Raw genomic sequence first — 16,473 nt, 5'->3', positions numbered from 1 at the left:
ACGGATCAGTATCTTCGCCACGGTGCCGACGTCGGGCGATAGGAGGGCCGATACCGGATGTAGCGCAGATAGACCTGCCGCATCATCGGATCGGCTTTGGCCATCACGCGCAATCCGGCGACAACGGTGATCCAGATCGCAACCCCAAGAAGGGCGGAATACCAGGTGAGGACGACGAAGATCAGGATGACCGTCGCGAGACCGGTCATCAGCACGAGCTCGCGATCCGCCCCCATCAAATGGCTCGGCCGCGACAGCGCGCGATGGAAGCGCGAGGTGGCAAGAGGAGTGACCGCGTCAGCCATCGCTCCCCGCCCCTGCTCCGCTGAGTTCCGCCGATTCGCTGGGCAGCCCGATCGATGCGCCCGAGGCGCCGAACAGACCGACGATCTGCGTCGCCCCGAGAAGAATGCCGGCAACCAGGACCACATACATGAGCCGTCGTGCGAAATCGTTGAGTTCGCCGCCGAAGATCAGCATGCCCCCGGCCACGGCAACGGCTGCCAAGGCGATAAACCCGGCGACGGGACCCGTGATCGACTCCTGGATTTGCTGAAGTGGCCCTTCCCATGGCAGCCCGCCACCCGAGCTGGCAAGAGCGGGGGATGCCGCGACAACGGCGATCAGTCCGATGGAGAAGCCCGGTTTGGGGGGTCGATGGCACCTATGCAGCATGGCTGTTCTCGTCGATTTGTGAATGGTGGTCCGTTTCGTAGCGATTCCCGTCGAAACCGCTGACGCGCATGACATCGCGGATCCGGCGGCCTGTGGCCGTCCGTTCGATCGAGACGACGAGATCGACCGCCTCGCCAATCACCTCGCGCATCGGCTGCTGACTTGCCTCGGCCGTCAGCTGTTCGAGCCGGCGCAAAGCGGAATGAGCGGAGTTGGCGTGGATCGTGGTTATGCCGCCGGGATGGCCGGTGTTCCAGGCCTTGAGCAATGTCAGCGCCGCACCGTCCCGTACCTCGCCGACGATGATGCGATCGGGGCGCAGGCGCATCGTGCTTTTGAGGAGCCGGCCCATGTCGACCGTGTCCATAGTGTGCAGCGCGACGGCGTTTTCGGCGGCGCATTGGATCTCGGCCGTATCTTCAAGAATGAGCAGACGGTGTGCGGGCGTTTCGCTGACGATCTCGGCAATCACCGCGTTAGCCAGCGTTGTTTTGCCCGACCCGGTTCCACCTGAGACAACAATGTTGAGGCGATCATGCACTGCATGCCGGATCAGGCTAGCCTGCAGCTGGGTCATGACACCGCTGGACACATAGTCCGACAGTGGGATCAGGCGGGACGCGCGCCGACGGATTGTGAAGCTCGGTGCGCTGACTACCGGCGGAAGCAGGCCTTCGAAGCGGTGGCCGTCGATCGGTAACTCACCGGAGATGATCGGTTGATCCTCGTCGACCTCCGTTTGCAGGGCATGGGCAACGCTGCCAACAATGATTTCGGTCGCGCCTGGCTTGAGTTCACCGATGCGCTCAATCCCCTCCCCCAGCCGTTCGACGAATAGGCGGCCGTCCGGATTGACCATCACCTCGACGACGTTCGCGTCTTCGAGCGCGGCACAGATTGTCTCGCCCAGGGCCTCGCGCAGTTTGCGGATTAGCCGTGACCGGGAGGGCGACGCGGTCATAGAGTTCCTACTGCCGGCGCAATCTGCGCACCACCGACTTGTCCTACCATGCTCTGCATTTCATCCGCCTACACTACTCATGGCTGAGTTGCGGTATTTGCCGCATGCGGAGGATCTGGTCATCCCGGCAGTTCTGCCGGGATCAATCACTGTTCAGTCCGCTAAACGGCCCTGGCCGGGGCTTTGATGCGACTCAATTCACTGAGTCGGGGCAAAATTGGCTGATTTCTGCAAATTTCGGACGAGTTCGGCTATATTGCCGGTTTCTTCTCCCCCTCCCCCGTCAAAACTGCCGGGACAAGTTTCGGACCAACACCGGCTGCGTACATCGGTTAAATATTTGAAAACAAATTTATAATCGGTTTGACATTGAGCGCGGTGGCCATGCCGGCCCGCCTCGCATTAAGGCTTCATTAACCAAAAACCGCTTGCGCCACATTCGGAATCGCACATACTAATAACGCTTTCCTGCGTGGTGTCGTGGGAAAAGCGTTATTTCATGGAAGGCGAGAATTCGGTGGTGCCGGTCACAGAGCTAGACGACTTGGATTTCGACGAAGAGATCATCCAGCAGGGTGAGTTGATCTCTGACCGATTGAACATGCTCCGTCTGGAACAGTACCCGCCTGACGCACAAAAAGGGCTGCGACTGTTCTCGCTTGCCGAAGTTGCAGATTTCATCGGTGTAACACAAAATCACATCAAGAAGCTCCACCTTGATGGGAAGGGCCCGGCACCCGCGGTATCGGCGTCGGGTCGGCGCTCCTACACCGCTGAGCAAATGCTCGAACTGCGCGAGTATCTCGACAAGCATGGCCGCAGCGACGTGAAGAACTACGTGCCGCGCCGACGTGATGGCGAGCACCTGCAGATAATCTCAGTTGTCAATTTCAAGGGCGGTTCGGGAAAGACCACGACCGCCGCTCATCTCGCTCAATATCTTGCCCTCACGGGACACCGCGTTCTGGCCATCGATCTGGATCCGCAAGCGTCGCTGACGGCGCTTCACGGTGTTCAGCCTGAGCTTGACAAGAACCCCTCCCTGTTTGAAGCGCTGCGCTATGACAATGAGCGCCGCTCAATCAAGGACATAATCCAACCTACGAACTTTCCTGGGCTGGATATTGTCCCCGCGAACTTGGAGCTGCAGGAGTACGAATACGAGACCCCCCTCGCCGCCGCCAATTCGCCCGAGGGGCGTCTGTTCTTTACCCGCATCTCCAAAGCCCTGAAGGAAGTTGACCACGAATACGACGTGGTCGTGATCGATTGCCCCCCCCAGCTTGGCTACTTGACGCTGACCGCTTTGACGGCCTCCACCGCAGTGCTCATCACCGTGCATCCCCAAATGCTGGACATCATGAGCATGAGTCAGTTCCTGCTGATGCTCGGCGGGATCCTGCAATCCATCAAGAGTGCTGGAGCCAAGGTCAAACTCGATTGGTTCCGCTTTCTCGTGACGAGATATGAAGCGACAGATGGGCCCCAGGCGCAAATGGTTGGCTTCATGCAGGCTATGTTCAACAAGAGAATGCTGAACAATCAAATGGTGAAGTCTACAGCCATATCCGACGCCGGCATCACGAAGCAGACAGTCTACGAAGTCGAGCGTGTTCAGTTCGTGCGAGCGACCTATGACCGAGCGGTCGAGTCTCTGAACGCTGTGAATGGCGAGATCACCGCTCTCGTTCACAAGGCGTGGGGTCGCAAATGACCCCAATTTTGACAGCCGTGCAAATTGCCAAAAAGCAGAGCCAGTTCAACGAGCTATCTGCGATTTCGGGTAGGACCAATGGCTAGGAAGCATCTTCTCGCGAACATCGGTGTGCAACCGACAAAACCAACAGACCCCATTCAGAAAGGGGACTCGCGCGTGGAGTACGCGCGTCGTGGCGCATCGCGTTCAATGATGCAGTCGCTTGATGACTTGGCAGAGAACTCGATGCGAGTACTCGAGGGCGATGTAGTCGTTTCACTGGATCCAGAAACTCTGGACCCCTCCCCCTATCAGGACCGAATTGGCGAGGATCCGGTCAAGGACCAGGAACTCCTAGAAGCGATTAAGGAAGCTGGCCAACATCAGCCTGTACTGGTTCGACCGAACCCTAGTAACAGTGCCCGTCATATCATTGTGTTCGGGCATCGCAGGGTGCGTATTGCCAAAAGGCTTGGCCAGAAAGTCAGAGCGGTCATTAGGCCTCTCGAAGAGATCGCGCATGTGATCGCGCAAGGCCAGGAAAATTCAGCCAGACACGATCTCAGTTTTATCGAAAAATCGCTTTACGCAAGACGACTACAAGAGTCTGGAATCGACAAAGGCACGATCAAGAGCGCTCTCACCGTAGACGACACTTTGCTGTCCAGGATGCTCTCGGTTGCCGAAGCGATCCCAGGACCGGTGCTCGACTCTCTAGGAGCGGCGAAGGGCGTGGGGCGTGATCGCTGGGAAGATCTCAAGAAGATCGTACAGGTCCCGGCGAAATCTGCGCGGGCATTGGAGCTGATTCAATCGGATGCATTTGCGCAGCTGGAGGAAGGCGATCGCTTTGGTTTTCTCATTGAGAGGCTCAAGGCCTCAGGCACCAAGAATCCTAAGAAGCAGCCATCCGCCGAGAAAGCCTGGAGCCTATCCGGCGACGCCGTGAAGGTTTCCACCAAGGACAGCGGAAAGGCATTCACCTTGGCCGTGAAGTCCAAAGACGCCTCGCAGTTCGGCGCCTATCTCTCGAAGAGACTAGAGCGCCTGTATCTGGAATTTCAGGAAAACGGAGAGGAGGGCAGCGACTGAATCAGCGGCCGGAACTCACGGCCAGAGGAAATTCGGCAAAGAAAAAGGCCACCGAAATCGCTTCCGGAAGCCCCTTCTTAGTCTAAGCAGCTAAAGAATCGCACTTCCGAGAATCACAGTCAAGGCTCTTTCGAGCCAAGAGCGCCCTTTCGGCGAGCCGTTTTCTGTTGCCTAGCGATAGGTGAAAGAAAATGCAGACACATGTGACTACGACGCCCTTTGGGCTGCGGCCTATGACGCTTGGCCAAATGGCAAGCCAGATCACCGCAAACTCTATGCCTGACGGCCTGACGGTCGATAAGTGGAAGGTGTTCCGGTCCATTCGGGAGGCCCGGGAGCTCATCGGTGCCACAGACCGCTCCCTCGCCATTCTCAACGCGCTTTTGTCGTTTCATCCGGATGGTGAACTGTCCAGTGATGGCGGGTTGATCGTATGGCCGTCCAATGAGCAGCTGATGGCGCGCGCCAATGGCATGTCACCAACGACGCTGCGCCGGCATCTCGCCGTTCTCGTCGATTGCGGATTGATCATTCGCAGGGACAGCCCCAATGGCAAGCGCTTCGCGCGAAAGGGCCGGGGAGGGGATGTCGAACAGGCTTACGGCTTTGACCTTTCTCCAATCGTCGCCCGCGCCGAGGAACTTGAACAACTCGCGGACGCGGTTCGGTTCGAGAAGAATGCCTTCAAGGTCGCGAAGGAGCGCCTCACACTGTTGCGCCGAGACATCGTGAAAATGATCGATGCGGGGATTGAAGAGGGGGTTTCGGGGGACTGGGGGAGGATGGCCTGCCTCTATCAAAAGAGTATCGCCCGCTTACCACGCTCGGCGCCACGCGAAATCCTGGAGTCGGTTGGCGAAGAGCTTCGGATGTTGTGGAACGAAGTGCATGACATACTGGTATCATTCACAAAAACACAGAATCTGGATGCCAATGAGTCCCATTCTGGGCGCCACATACAGAATTCAAAACCAGACTCCGTTTATGAATCTGAACAGCGCAATCGAGAAAAAAAAGAAACGAACGGCACCGCCGAGGAAAACGACAATCTGCGGAGCTTGCCGAAGCGCGAGCTGCCTTTGGGGATAGTGCTGGACGCTTGCCCCGACATCGTGGATATGGCCAAGGGTGGTGGGATACGCCATTGGCGGGACCTTTTGGCGGCCGCGGAGGTGGCCCGGCCGATGCTGGGGGTCAGCCTGAGCGCCTGGCGCGAAGCCTGCGATGCCATGGGTGAGGTGCAGGCAGCAATTACGCTGGCGGCGATCCTCCAGCGGTCAGACCAGATCAGCAGCGCCGGCGGCTATTTGCGCAGCTTGACCGACAAGGCGAGGGAGGGTCAATTCTCGACATGGCCGATGGTTATGGCGCTTCTGCGCGCCAAACTCGATGTGGACAAGAAGGCGTCTCAGACCAGAGCCGCGACGCAGGAAGCCGGAGGCAGGGAAGGGGGCTGGGAGGTATCTGATGCCCTTCTCAAGACGCTCAAGAAGCCGAAATCGTGATGCAGCGCTACGTTTGACCGTCGTTTGCGACGACAGCGAGGCAGTCAGTTGCCGTCGCAAACGACGGTCGAGCGCATCGAGTTAAGTCTTAGCGATTGTCCAGCCGGGCGTGCTTACCGCGTTTGAGCTGAACTTCGTCGCCGGATCCACGGGCAGCTGCGTTCAGAGCGCAAGCAGGTTTTGGAGCGGCATCCATATCGAACTTTTCCGTATGTGAAATGCGAGAATGTCTTTGACATTGATCCTCAAAAGTCGGACTGTAGCGCATCTGAAATGCGAGAATGTCCGTGGTTCTAGCCCTAGTTGGTGAAACAATTGACCGACGACGCGCGCACGTGAAAGCTGCGGCAGGCGAACTCATCCAGCTGGTCCGCGGCGTCTATGTGCAAGCGGACGTAGATATTGAGGCAGCAGTGCTCACGCACGCGGTACGCATCGCGCAGTACCTTTATCCAGCTGCCTATTTATCCTCCGCATCGGCCGTACTCCTTGGACCAACCTTGGATGGACGACTGTTCCTGAGTGGGCGTCGCAACCAGCGAACCAGAATCCGCACGCTTGAGATCGTCCAAAACGAAGCGCCCGATCATCCATCGACAGCGCCAGCGATCGTGGGCGACGATCAAGGTGAGATCAGGATCGAGGTGTCATCACCGCGCCAGCGGTTTCTGGAGGCCTTCCGGCTCCGAAGCGAGCATGCCAGCGCCATTACTGACAAGCTTCGTGCGGATATGGCGGCACGGCTGATCAACGAGTTTGGATCACCGCAAGCGGCGGCGGATGCCGTCTGGGCACTGGCTCGCGAGAATGGCTGGTATCGCGAGGGGGAAGGGGCAGAGCGCTACCTGACCACGCGCCCCTCTGCCAGAATGGTGGCCGCAAACAAGGCGGCGCTCGAGCGGATCGTCGCTTGGCATGGCGAGCCTCTCGGACGTCTGACACATGACGGCTTCGAATGGCGCTGGAGGGCAACGGCGAATAGGGCGCCGCCGCTGGTCCGCCAGACAGCGCCCGGCAAGCTCCCCCCTTTTGTGGAATCGCTCTTACCGGAAGGTTGGCTCGCCCAAGTGCTTCACGAGCGGGACGATCGCGATGCCATTCGGCACGGCAAGCGGTTCATGTCGAACGTCGCGGTCGTTGTAGACAGGAAGGAGCTCGAAGCACTGCCGCTCGACGTCCTGCAAGCGCCTCTCGCTCAGTACGCCAAGGGCGGGGAATTCACTGGACGGTATGTCGGTCCATCAAGGGGCGAGCTGGAGCACAGCTTCGAGGAGAAACTAGCTCAGCTATTTGAGCGTGCGGAAACGCCCCGTCTATCCGGCGTGCAAGTCAAAGCGCCGATGTGCTTGACTTCCGATGGAGCAATGATCGCCGCCGTCGACGTGCCATTCACTCACATTCTCAAACCAGCTGGTATGGCCGGCTTCGAGGCATTGCCAGTCGTCGAATGGCTGTCTCTGGAGTTAGGTCGAGCAGCGGGGTTTGTGCTGCCTGACGCAGCGCTTGTCGGCATGCCCGACGGCATGGCGCCCGCGCTGGTCGTCGAGCGCTTCGATATCAGGATCGCGCCTGACGACGGGCGTCGTTTCGCGCTCGAAGATTTCTGTTCCGTTCTCGATCTACCGGCCACCGCCAAATACGATGGGACAATCGAGCGCGTGGCGAGGGGGCTGCGACCACTCTCGACCAATCCAGATGAAGACCTAGAGATCCTATTTTGTCGGGCGGTGTTCGCATGGCTCATCGCTGACGGCGACATGCACCTCAAGAACCTTGCGCTGGTAAAGATGGCCTCACCAGGCAGTCGAAGGTTCGACAGCGTCCGGTTTGCCCCACTCTACGACGCTGTCACGACGCGCGTGTTTCCTGGCCTCGGAGGCGACCGGATGGCGTTGAAGCTGACCGGGAAGGACGATCGGCTGACACCTCGAGATTTTCTCACTCTGGCACGCACGATCGAACTGCCCATCGCGCGCGCCGAAGCAGCGATGGCAAGCATCACCGCTGCTCTCCGAGACGCCGTAGATGCAACAACGCCGCCGGACATGGCCGTTGATCGAGAAAGTGGTCGAGCGGCAATTGAGAGGGTAAAGGATATCGTTGTCGGGCGGATTGACGCGTTCGAATGAGTGCGGCTCTAAGAAAAAATCATGTTGGCGTGACCAACTTTTTACTGTCTCGAATAAACAAAATTAGTTGAAGCGGTCACGATACCTCGTAGTTATCGTAATTCTCTAGCAAACCACTTGGATGAGTGTTTGACGTTGCCCTGTGTCCTGGGCTGTTGGCAAAGCTGAAACCCGCAAGTGGAGTTCCCCCAAACGGGCGGCCGTCACGGACGCGGTGTGTGCGGGGAGACATCGAGCGAGGTGGGGGGAAGTACTTGGTTGCCGCTTGCGCGCAGCAGCCGGCAAGGGAGGCTTCGCCGCTTTTGGCCGTGAGAACTGCGACCCGTCACATCTGCCGACTTGCCATCCGCGCCCTTGTCCTGCCTTGCTCTTCGCGGCCTCCGGGTTCCGCTCCGAAAACTGAGGGAGCCGAAACCCGGGCAGAGGACCGCGCGCAACGCGGAGAGTAAATGGAAAAAGCCGACCTTGAAGAGCTGAGAAAAAGAGTCGCCTGCGGGGCCGTGCTGGAAACCGCTGGCTTTGCGGTTGATTCGAAAGAGAGCACCCGCAAGGCGATCAAATACCGCCGGGGCGACGACATCATCATCGTCATTCATGACGGGCAGGGGTGGTTCGATCCATTGTCCGACGCCAAGGGCGACGTCTTCAGCCTTGTCGAGCATCTCGATGGGCTACCGTTTGCTGCTGCCCTCTACGTCGTCGCAGACCTCATCGGCTTCAGGCCGTCAAAGCTCGCTTGGAATCGCCAGGCCAGGGAGAAGGCGCCGGATCAGACCGTGCCGCAACGCTGGCGACAGCGCCGCAAGCCGTGGCGCGGCTCGGCGACTTGGCGTTATCTCAGCGAGACGCGGGGCATACCCGAAACGGCTCTGCAGCGGGCGATTGCCGCCGATACCCTGCGCGAAGGCCCTCAAGGCAGCATGTGGGCCGGCCATTTCAATGCGGCAGGTCAGGTCACCGGCTGGGAGGAACGGGGTTCTGAATGGCGTGGGTTCGCGACCGCTGGCGCCAAGGTCCTGTTCCGGCTAGGGCCCGCGGATGCGCAGCGGCTTTGCGTCACCGAGGCCGCGATCGACGCGATGAGCCTTGCCGCGATTGAAAAGCTTCGGCTCGGCTCGCTTTACCTCAGCACAGGCGGAGGCTGGTCACCATCGACGGAAGCCGCTCTACGCGGGCTCATCGCACGCCCGGATGTTCTCCTCGTCGCCGCCACCGACAACAATGACCAGGGCGAGACGTTCGCCGAGCGCCTGCGGGCGCTGGCGGATGAGGAGGGCTGCAACTGGCAGCGTCTGCGGCCATCTTCCGAGGACTGGAACGAGGATCTTCGTATGGGTGGCCGCTAATGCGACACGCCGTCCAAGTCATAAAGCGACTTGCAAAGCCGCTTGAGGTCGTCGGTTCCACGTTCCGAGACGGCGCGAAGGAGCCGCCGATCAGCGGTGACGAAACGAAGGCCTCTTTTCATCGCGACGGTCAAATAGAGGCAGTCATAGGCCGGATGCAAAAAACTGACAGCGAGCTCAGTTGCCCACTGCAGCATACCGTGCATGCTGACGGTTTCGATGCCGGCCCGCTCGAGCAATTGGCTAGCCATCTTCGCTTCGTCGGGCATCAGCTCGCCGCGCTGCACCTTCTTCCACAAAATGTTGGCGCACTCGGCGATCATCAGCTCCGGTGCAACGAAACGAAACTGCGTTCGTAAAGCTAGCGCTTCTGCAGTTCCTTCTTCTTCGACGACCCATTTCACCGCAATACTGGCGTCGATGACGAGCGTCTCCATCAGCGCTCGTCACGTCCCTCACGCATTAAAATCTCAGACGGAGTCTGCTTTCTCGACGCGGTCAATCTGCGAAGTTCGTCTGCCAGTTTGTCGAAGGATGGTTCTACCTCGAACTCCAGTGCTTGACGCAGAATTTCGCGATGCTCCGCTTCTGCGGACCGTCCATGGCGGGCGGCCCGAAGCTTCAGTTTCGCGATCAGATCGTCGTCGAGATTGCGGACATGCAGATTGCCAGCCAAGGTCATACTCCGAAGGATCTCATTGGGCTCAATGATAGCGATAGAGGGGCAAGCAGCAAGAAGAGGCAAGAACGAAAGCTACCTGCCGCATGTCCGTCGTCCGCCTCAAGGGTGACGCTTCGCCCGGCTGACGCCGGCCCTTGACCCGGCCAGACGGAGAGGCGGCCGCAGGGGAGGGGTCCGGAAGGGCTGAAGAGGATGGTGAGATCAACAAGGTTCACCGCGCTTCTGCCTGGACAGGCCTCACAGGAGCCCGCCATGACCTCTCCCATCCGCAATATCTATTTCGGCGTGACCGACCGTCGTCAGATGTTTCGTCTCTTCGATCGTCACGCAGGGCGGCCCGATCGTTGGGCTTGCGCTACGAACGCGCTCTACGCCGGCGAGTGGTTCGAGATCGCCGAAGCCCAGCACGATTACATGTTCGAAATCCTACCGCCGCTCTGGATGCGCGGGGAGATGTTCGCCATGCGCGAATTCCTGACCGACAGCATCACAAGCGTCTTCTATACGCTCAGCATCGACGGCACGCTCCGGTACTTCCACGCCTATTGCGATCTCGCCGATCCATCGTCCCCGATCGAGACGCGCCAAGCGATTATCGAGCGGGAGAGCCGCCCGATCAAAGCTATGACCCAAGAGGAACGGATCGAGCATACCTGGAGCGACACTCAAGACGATTTCGGGGCTATGCCGGCGATGGGTTCCCGCCAGAGCACCGCGGCAAGCGCACTATCGTCATCTATGGCAACATAGGTACCAGCTTCCAGCTGCTCGACCGCCTGACCGATCAGCAAATTTCAGAAAAGCTGCCCGTCCACCTCCGCCACCTGCCACTGCCTGAAGCTGCATGAGCGGCGCGATGCTCATCACTCAATAATGGCGGTGTGCAAGGTCACCGCGCGCGGCGAAGAACACGCGACCGCAAATGGGGACCTCGTCAATCCAACCGATGGCACGAAGGCGCGCGAGTTCGAAATCTCGCTCTCGCTGATCACCCGTTAACCGCCCTTCCAATTCCGCGCGTCTCGACGCTGCCGGTTCGCCCGGCGGCGCGGCTCCGTGCGCCCGCATCACAGGAGAAGCCACAACTAGCTAATGTCCGACCACGATCCCTCTACCCTCGACATCTTCGGCAGTTCACGCAGCGCGCTCAGTTCCGGGTTTGGCCTCAGCGTGACCGCCTTCGTCGACAGTCCGAAACCCGAAACGACCGAACCCCATCCTCCATCCGACGCCCAGGTCAACAGCCAGGTCCCGGCGGCTCCTCCGCCCAAGCCCAAGCCCGATGACGCGGCGCGCGGCAGCAATTTCCATCTTCCCGGAAGCCGCGGACTCGCCAAAGGCTGGAAGGCCCGGGCGCGGGACAATCTCGCCGCCATCTCGCTCGCCGCGACGATCGCGGCCGAGGATCGGCCCGCAACCGCGCAGGAACAGGCTCGTCTCATCCGGTTCAACGGCTTCGGCGCCTCCGATCTGGCGAACGCTGTCTTCGCCCGGCCCGGTAAGGACGGGTTCCGCAAGGGATGGGAGGACCTTGGCGCGGACTTGCGGGAGGCCGTAAGCGAGGCCGATTACGCCTCGCTCGCCCGCTGCACGCAATATGCCCATTTCACGCCCGAGTTCATCATCAAGGCGACCTGGAAAGGGCTCGAACGCCTCGGCTGGCGCGGCGGCCGCGTCCTCGAACCGGGCATCGGGACGGGGTTGTTTCCCGCGCTGATGCCGGAGGCATTCCGGGATGCGTCCTTTGTCACCGGCATCGAGCTCGATCCGGTCACCGCGCGCATCGCCCGCCTCCTGCAGCCGGTTGCCCGCATCATCGAGGGCGATTTCGCGCGCACCGATCTGCCGGCGCATTTCGATCTCGCTATCGGCAATCCGCCGTTTTCGGACCGGACCGTCCGGTCCGACCGCGCCTACCGATTGATGGTACTGCGGCTGCATGACTATTTCATCGTGCGGTCGATCGATCTTCTGAAACCCGGAGCGCTCGCCGCCTTCGTCACATCGTCCGGCACCATGGACAAGGCCGATGCCACGCCCCGCGAGCACATTGCCAGGTCGGCCGATCTCGTCGCCGCGATCCGCCTGCCCGAGGGCAGCTTCCGGCAGGATGCAGGCACGGATGTCGTTGTCGACATTCTGTTCTTCCGCAAGCGCAAGCCGGGAGAGGCTCCCGGCGACTCGACCTGGCTCGATCTGAGGGAGGTCATTCCTGCTGCCGAGGGCCGCGAGGCCATCAGGGTCAACCGCTGGTTCGCCGACCATCCAGCTAATGTGCTCGGCCGCCACGCCACGACATCCGGCCCCTTCGGCGAAACCTATACCTGCCTGGCCGATGACGGCGATCTCGAAGCCGACTTGGACGATGCCGTCCTCACTCTTCCGGACGCCATTTATAACGGCGAACCCGACGCAATCGATGTCGATCTCGAATTTTGGACGACCCCGCCCGATGTCGTCAGACCTGAGGATTCGCATGTCCGCGAGGGAAGTTTTGTCATCGACGCGTCGAGGAACCTCATGCAGGTGCTCGACGGCAAACCCGCGCCGGTTCCCGTCCGCAAGGGCCGGTCCGGAGAGGGGTTTTCGGAGAAGCAGATCGACATCGTCCGGAAGCTGATCCCGGTCCGCCACGCCGCGCGCGGTCCTTAAGGCCCAGGAGACCGATCAGCCTTGGCGTGACCTTCAGGTGAAGCTCCGCATCGCCTGGTCGAGCTTCGTGCGCGACTTCGGGCCGATCAATCACACCAAGGTGTCGATCACTGAGAACGGGGAAACCGGCGAGACGCGCGAGACGCATCGCCGTCCGAACTTGCAGCCATTCCTCGACGATCCGGATTGCTGGCTGGTCGCCTCCATCGAGACCTATGACCTCGATACGGATACGGCGAAGCCCGGCCCGATCTTTTCCGAACGGGTCATTGCCCCGCCATCGCCGCCTGTGATCATCAATGCCGCCGATGCGCTCGCCGTTGTCCTCAACGAGCGGGGCCATGTCGACATCGACCATATCGCCGCGCTTTTGCATGAGGACCGGGAGACGATCATCGAGGAGCTGGGCAGCGCGATCTATCGCGACCCGGCGGACGCCTCCTGGCAGACATCCGATGCCTATCTCTCCGGCCCCGTGCGGGACAAGCTGGCGATCGCGGAAGCGGCCGCCGAGCTGGATCCGGCCTACAAGCGCAATGTCGAGGCCCTCGAGGCTGTCCAGCCAGCCGATCTCAGCCCATCCGAGATTACCGCGCGGCTTGCCGCGCCATGGATTCCCGCCTCTGATGTTGTCGATTTCGTCAAGGAGACAATGGGGACCGAGATCCGGATTCGTCACATGCCGGAACTCGCCTCCTGGACGGTCGACGCGCGCATGCTCTCCTACCGCGCCGAGGGTACGTCGGATTGGGGCACGAAGAGGCGGCATGCCGGCGAACTGCTCGCCGATGCTCTCAACAGCCGTATCCCGCAGATCTTCGACACGATCAAAGAAGGCGACAGCGAACGCCGCGTCCTCAATGTCGTCGACACGGAGGCAGCCAAGGAGAAGCTCACCAAGATCAAGGCCGCTTTCCAGAGCTGGGTCTGGTCCGATCCGGATCGCACCGACCGGCTGGCTCGGGTCTATAATGACCGCTTCAACAATATCGCGCCCCGATCCTTCAACGGGGACCATCTCCAGCTACCGGGCGCCTCTGGCGCCTTTGTTCTTTATGGCCACCAGAAACGCGGCATCTGGCGGATCATCTCGGCGGGCGCCACCTATCTCGCCCATGCCGTCGGCGCCGGCAAGACCATGACGATGGCGGCCGCAATCATGGAACAGCGCCGGCTTGGGCTGATCTCGAAAGCCATGCTGGTCGTCCCCGGCCATTGCCTGGCGCAGGCCGCCCGCGAGTTCCTGGCGCTCTATCCGACCGCTCGCATTCTCGTCGCCGACGAAACCAACTTCACCAAAGACAAACGCCACCGGTTCCTGTCGCGTGCCGCGACAGCGACCTGGGACGCGATCATCATCACCCATTCCGCCTTCAAATTCATCGCCGTCCCCGCCGCCTTCGAAAGGCAGATGATCGAGGACGAGCTGGGGCTCTACGAAGAGTTGCTCACCCGCGTCGAGAGCGACGACCGCGTGTCGCGCAAACAGCTCGAACGGCTGAAGGAGGGCCTGAAGGACCGGCTGGAATCGCTGGCGACCGTCAAGGACGATCTCCTGACCATTTCCGAGATCGGCGTCGACCATATCATTGTCGACGAAGCGCAGGAGTTCCGCAAACTCTCGTTTGCGACCAACATGTCGACGCTCAAGGGCGTCGATCCCAATGGCTCGCAGCGCGCGTGGGACCTCTATGTGAAGTCGCGGTTCATCGAGACGAAGAACCCCGGCCGGGCGCTCGTGCTCGCCTCCGGCACGCCGATCACCAATACGCTCGGCGAAATGTTCGCGGTGCAGCGCTTCCTCGGATTCGAGGCTCTCAGGGAACGCGGGCTGCACGAATTCGACGCACCTGAACGCGGCAAGGAATCTGGCCGTCCTTGTCATAGTCGTAGGTGCCAATCGCTCGCTTCCGGGATTTTCCATCAATGCCAGCCTCCTCGAACGCTTCGATTTGCGCGGCCTTATGAGGACGGCGACCTTTCATCGGCCAGCCTTTCGGCAGCACCCATCGGCCGGTATCGCGCGAAGTGACGAGGAGCAGTTTCAGCTTGCCATCTGGATCAATCCAATACGGCAACGCCGCCACTTGTTGCCGCCGCTTCTGCTTCTTCATCCGTATCCTGGAGCCCTGTTTTTCGCCGTCTTCACCATATAGGGCAACCGGCAGGATGTCGGCTTGCAAGCAGTTCAGCGCCCTATATTGAAACACGCGTAAGTCGGCATCGACGAAAAAGACAGTTTCGCTTTCAGGCGGCCTTGATATGATAGGCGGGTTTTTTCTGCTCGGAAGGAGCAAGTGGATGAATAGGGCTCTAAAGGAAGCGATCGACGCCGAAATTGAACGCTCTCACCATAGCGGAATGGCTTTAGTTCTCGGCGATTCAGCCAAGCGTGTCGTCTCAAGCATAGGCGGTTCGGGTGAAGTGATGTACGCCCTGGTGGAGCGCGGATTGCTTAGTGAAGCGTCCCGCCGGTGTATGCCGGTGATGCTAGGCCATCCGATCCAGGAGACTGTCAAGGAAAAGCAAGAAATTCATTCTGGATGATTTTCTTCATCGGCTTTCTGGGCGGGAAGGACTGACTTCCAGTGCCAGATGACTTGTCGGTTACAGGCTATAAGCTTGCCGATATAGAAAGGGTCGTGCTTATTTCCCTTTATATCTTCAATGATAGCAATCATTCCTGATTTGGGACCACGCCGCAGTTCCATGAGACGGCCCACTTTCATTGAAGAATCCGCCTGCCGATTAGAGCCCATCGCAAACAGTCCAATTAGCTGCCTACATGATCCAAAATTGCGTATATAGGCGGCTAGTCAAGATGGGAGGGGATCTCCCGTCGACGTTCGTCCGGGTGAAATTTGCAGATTTTGAAACAGAATCACTGTATTCTGTTTCAGGCGTGAATGTCCGCTTCTCGGTTCGAAAAATGTTCACCCGAACGGCTGGGATGGTGAAGGTTTTCGGATGCCGGCGGGCGCGACGATTGCCGCGATATGATGGGCCGGCGTCCGACAACCTTCACCATTTCGGTCATCAGTCCAGCCGATCGACGATCCGAAAAGCCGCCGTTCGTTCACACCGCGCTAATGTCGAAGAAGGGTAACCATCCGGCCTGGACCGCGGCAGGCGGGCTCCGGGGCGTCGGCTACGCGGCGGCCCGCTCGTTCCGATGATCTTTGGCCGGCCAGTTCCACGGCAGGAGTTCGCCGAGCCGGGACTGCGGCGTGTCGGCAATGCGGTCGCGGACGTCGGCGAGCCATGCCTGCGGATCGATGTCGTTCAGCTTCGCCGTGGCGATCAGCGTCAGCATGAAGGCGCAGCGGTCGGCCCCGCGATCGGAGCCGGCGAAGAGCCACGACTTGCGGCCGAGCGCCAGACCGCGGATCGCTCGCTCGGCGGCATTGTTCGTCAGGCAGATCCTGCCGTCGGTGGTGAAGCGGGCGAAGCCCTCCCAGCGCGTCAGCATATAGTCCATGGCCTTGGCGACCGGAGCATGGCGCGACAGGCGCGCCCGCTCGGTGCGCATCCAGTTCTCCAGATCGGCGAGCACGGCCACGCTCCGCTCCTGCCGAACGGTAAGACGCTCTTCGACCGAGCGGCCGTTTACCTCGCGCTCGATGTCGAACAGGACGTCGATGCGCTTCACCGCCTCCAGCGCCAGCGGCGAGATCGGTGCCGCGGTCTTTCCCCGTCGAGCGCTCCTGGCGATGTCGGCGAGTTCGAAGAACTTCT

The 16,473-nt window shown here is 60.2% G+C and carries 13 protein-coding genes and 2 pseudogenes; 8 read left to right on the top strand and 7 right to left on the bottom strand.

The window, feature by feature from the left end:
• Window positions 1-5: 5 nt before the first annotated feature.
• From GTK09_RS24775 to trbB, 3 genes are read right to left on the bottom strand one after another with little or no spacing between them, the layout of a single operon-like run.
• Window positions 6-305 (bottom strand): conjugal transfer protein TrbD, encoded by a 300-nt coding sequence (locus tag GTK09_RS24775; RefSeq protein ID WP_163466090.1) that lies wholly within the window; start codon window positions 303-305, stop codon window positions 6-8.
• Complete coding sequence (locus tag GTK09_RS24770; protein WP_163466089.1) at window positions 298-675, bottom strand: TrbC/VirB2 family protein; 378 nt, start codon at window positions 673-675, stop codon at window positions 298-300. The genes GTK09_RS24775 and GTK09_RS24770 overlap by 8 nt, the downstream gene beginning before the upstream one ends.
• The gene (gene trbB, locus GTK09_RS24765; protein WP_163466088.1) at window positions 665-1,636 is read right to left on the bottom strand and encodes a P-type conjugative transfer ATPase TrbB; all 972 of its coding nucleotides are present in this window, start codon (window positions 1,634-1,636) and stop codon (window positions 665-667) included. Before trbB ends, GTK09_RS24770 begins: the two co-directional genes overlap by 11 nt.
• Before the next feature lie 499 nt (window positions 1,637-2,135).
• Here trbB and repA point away from each other — a divergent pair, with 499 nt between their 5' ends.
• From repA to GTK09_RS24740, 5 genes are all read left to right on the top strand, one after another.
• Window positions 2,136-3,350, top strand: a complete 1,215-nt coding sequence (gene repA, locus GTK09_RS24760) for a plasmid partitioning protein RepA (protein ID WP_163466087.1) — start codon at window positions 2,136-2,138, stop codon at window positions 3,348-3,350.
• A 78-nt stretch (window positions 3,351-3,428) separates the two neighbouring features.
• Entirely contained in the window at window positions 3,429-4,424 is a 996-nt protein-coding gene (repB, locus tag GTK09_RS24755) for a plasmid partitioning protein RepB (RefSeq protein WP_163466086.1), read from the top strand.
• A 191-nt stretch (window positions 4,425-4,615) separates the two neighbouring features.
• Window positions 4,616-5,929 carry a plasmid replication protein RepC gene (gene repC / locus GTK09_RS24750; protein WP_163466085.1) on the top strand — a complete coding sequence of 438 codons (1,314 nt, stop codon included), beginning with the start codon at window positions 4,616-4,618 and terminating at the stop codon, window positions 5,927-5,929.
• A gap of 281 nt (window positions 5,930-6,210) precedes the next feature.
• On the top strand, window positions 6,211-8,058 hold the full coding sequence (locus GTK09_RS24745; RefSeq protein ID WP_203561193.1) for a type II toxin-antitoxin system HipA family toxin: 1,848 nt from the start codon (window positions 6,211-6,213) through the stop codon (window positions 8,056-8,058).
• A 449-nt stretch (window positions 8,059-8,507) separates the two neighbouring features.
• The gene (locus GTK09_RS24740; protein ID WP_163466084.1) at window positions 8,508-9,404 is read left to right on the top strand and encodes a DUF3991 and toprim domain-containing protein; all 897 of its coding nucleotides are present in this window, start codon (window positions 8,508-8,510) and stop codon (window positions 9,402-9,404) included.
• Here the strand turns inward: GTK09_RS24740 and GTK09_RS24735 are convergent.
• Both GTK09_RS24735 and GTK09_RS24730 read right to left on the bottom strand, forming a co-directional pair.
• A complete protein-coding gene (locus tag GTK09_RS24735; RefSeq protein WP_163466083.1) occupies window positions 9,401-9,841 on the bottom strand; it encodes a type II toxin-antitoxin system VapC family toxin in 441 nt (146 codons plus the stop codon). The genes GTK09_RS24740 and GTK09_RS24735 overlap by 4 nt on opposite strands.
• The gene (locus tag GTK09_RS24730) at window positions 9,841-10,086 is read right to left on the bottom strand and encodes a FitA-like ribbon-helix-helix domain-containing protein (protein WP_246218118.1); all 246 of its coding nucleotides are present in this window, start codon (window positions 10,084-10,086) and stop codon (window positions 9,841-9,843) included. The genes GTK09_RS24735 and GTK09_RS24730 overlap by 1 nt, the downstream gene beginning before the upstream one ends.
• 252 nt (window positions 10,087-10,338) lie before the next feature.
• On the opposite strand from GTK09_RS24730, the pseudogene GTK09_RS24725 reads away from it, so the two are divergent.
• The 3 genes and pseudogenes from GTK09_RS24725 (at window position 10,339) to GTK09_RS24710 (ending at window position 15,285) form a co-directional block, all read left to right on the top strand.
• Window positions 10,339-10,934 (top strand): annotated as a pseudogene (locus tag GTK09_RS24725) (DUF1419 domain-containing protein).
• Between the two features lie 244 nt (window positions 10,935-11,178).
• Window positions 11,179-14,587 (top strand): annotated as a pseudogene (locus GTK09_RS24720) (helicase-like domain-containing protein); the annotation flags it as partial.
• 452 nt (window positions 14,588-15,039) lie between these two features.
• Window positions 15,040-15,285, top strand: a complete 246-nt coding sequence (locus tag GTK09_RS24710) for a hypothetical protein (RefSeq protein WP_163466081.1) — start codon at window positions 15,040-15,042, stop codon at window positions 15,283-15,285.
• Here the strand turns inward: GTK09_RS24710 and GTK09_RS24705 are convergent.
• Together GTK09_RS24705 and GTK09_RS24700 are read right to left on the bottom strand one after the other, a co-directional pair.
• Entirely contained in the window at window positions 15,273-15,467 is a 195-nt protein-coding gene (locus tag GTK09_RS24705; RefSeq protein ID WP_163466080.1) for a hypothetical protein, read from the bottom strand. The genes GTK09_RS24710 and GTK09_RS24705 overlap by 13 nt on opposite strands.
• 419 nt (window positions 15,468-15,886) lie before the next feature.
• The coding region (locus GTK09_RS24700; RefSeq protein WP_163466079.1) for an IS66 family transposase at window positions 15,887-16,473 on the bottom strand (587 nt) is incomplete at its 5' end.

The organism is Jiella pacifica, assembly GCF_010500815.1.
Taxonomy (GTDB): Bacteria; Pseudomonadota; Alphaproteobacteria; order Rhizobiales; family Rhizobiaceae; genus Jiella; species Jiella pacifica.
The sequence above is the reverse complement of the archived record's forward strand: the minus strand, read 5'-3'. Positions and strand labels throughout refer to the sequence as shown.

Coding starts and splice junctions, on each gene's coding strand:
- GTK09_RS24745 (WP_203561193.1), top strand. CDS start 6,211: ATGTCCGTGGTTCTAGCCCTAGTTGGTGAAACAATTGACCGACGACGC.
- GTK09_RS24705 (WP_163466080.1), bottom strand. CDS start 15,467: ATGAAAGTGGGCCGTCTCATGGAACTGCGGCGTGGTCCCAAATCAGGA.
- trbB (WP_163466088.1), bottom strand. CDS start 1,636: ATGACCGCGTCGCCCTCCCGGTCACGGCTAATCCGCAAACTGCGCGAG.
- GTK09_RS24775 (WP_163466090.1), bottom strand. CDS start 305: ATGGCTGACGCGGTCACTCCTCTTGCCACCTCGCGCTTCCATCGCGCG.
- GTK09_RS24730 (WP_246218118.1), bottom strand. CDS start 10,086: ATGACCTTGGCTGGCAATCTGCATGTCCGCAATCTCGACGACGATCTG.
- repB (WP_163466086.1), top strand. CDS start 3,429: ATGGCTAGGAAGCATCTTCTCGCGAACATCGGTGTGCAACCGACAAAA.
- GTK09_RS24710 (WP_163466081.1), top strand. CDS start 15,040: ATGAATAGGGCTCTAAAGGAAGCGATCGACGCCGAAATTGAACGCTCT.
- GTK09_RS24735 (WP_163466083.1), bottom strand. CDS start 9,841: ATGGAGACGCTCGTCATCGACGCCAGTATTGCGGTGAAATGGGTCGTC.
- repA (WP_163466087.1), top strand. CDS start 2,136: ATGGAAGGCGAGAATTCGGTGGTGCCGGTCACAGAGCTAGACGACTTG.
- repC (WP_163466085.1), top strand. CDS start 4,616: ATGCAGACACATGTGACTACGACGCCCTTTGGGCTGCGGCCTATGACG.
- GTK09_RS24740 (WP_163466084.1), top strand. CDS start 8,508: ATGGAAAAAGCCGACCTTGAAGAGCTGAGAAAAAGAGTCGCCTGCGGG.
- GTK09_RS24770 (WP_163466089.1), bottom strand. CDS start 675: ATGCTGCATAGGTGCCATCGACCCCCCAAACCGGGCTTCTCCATCGGA.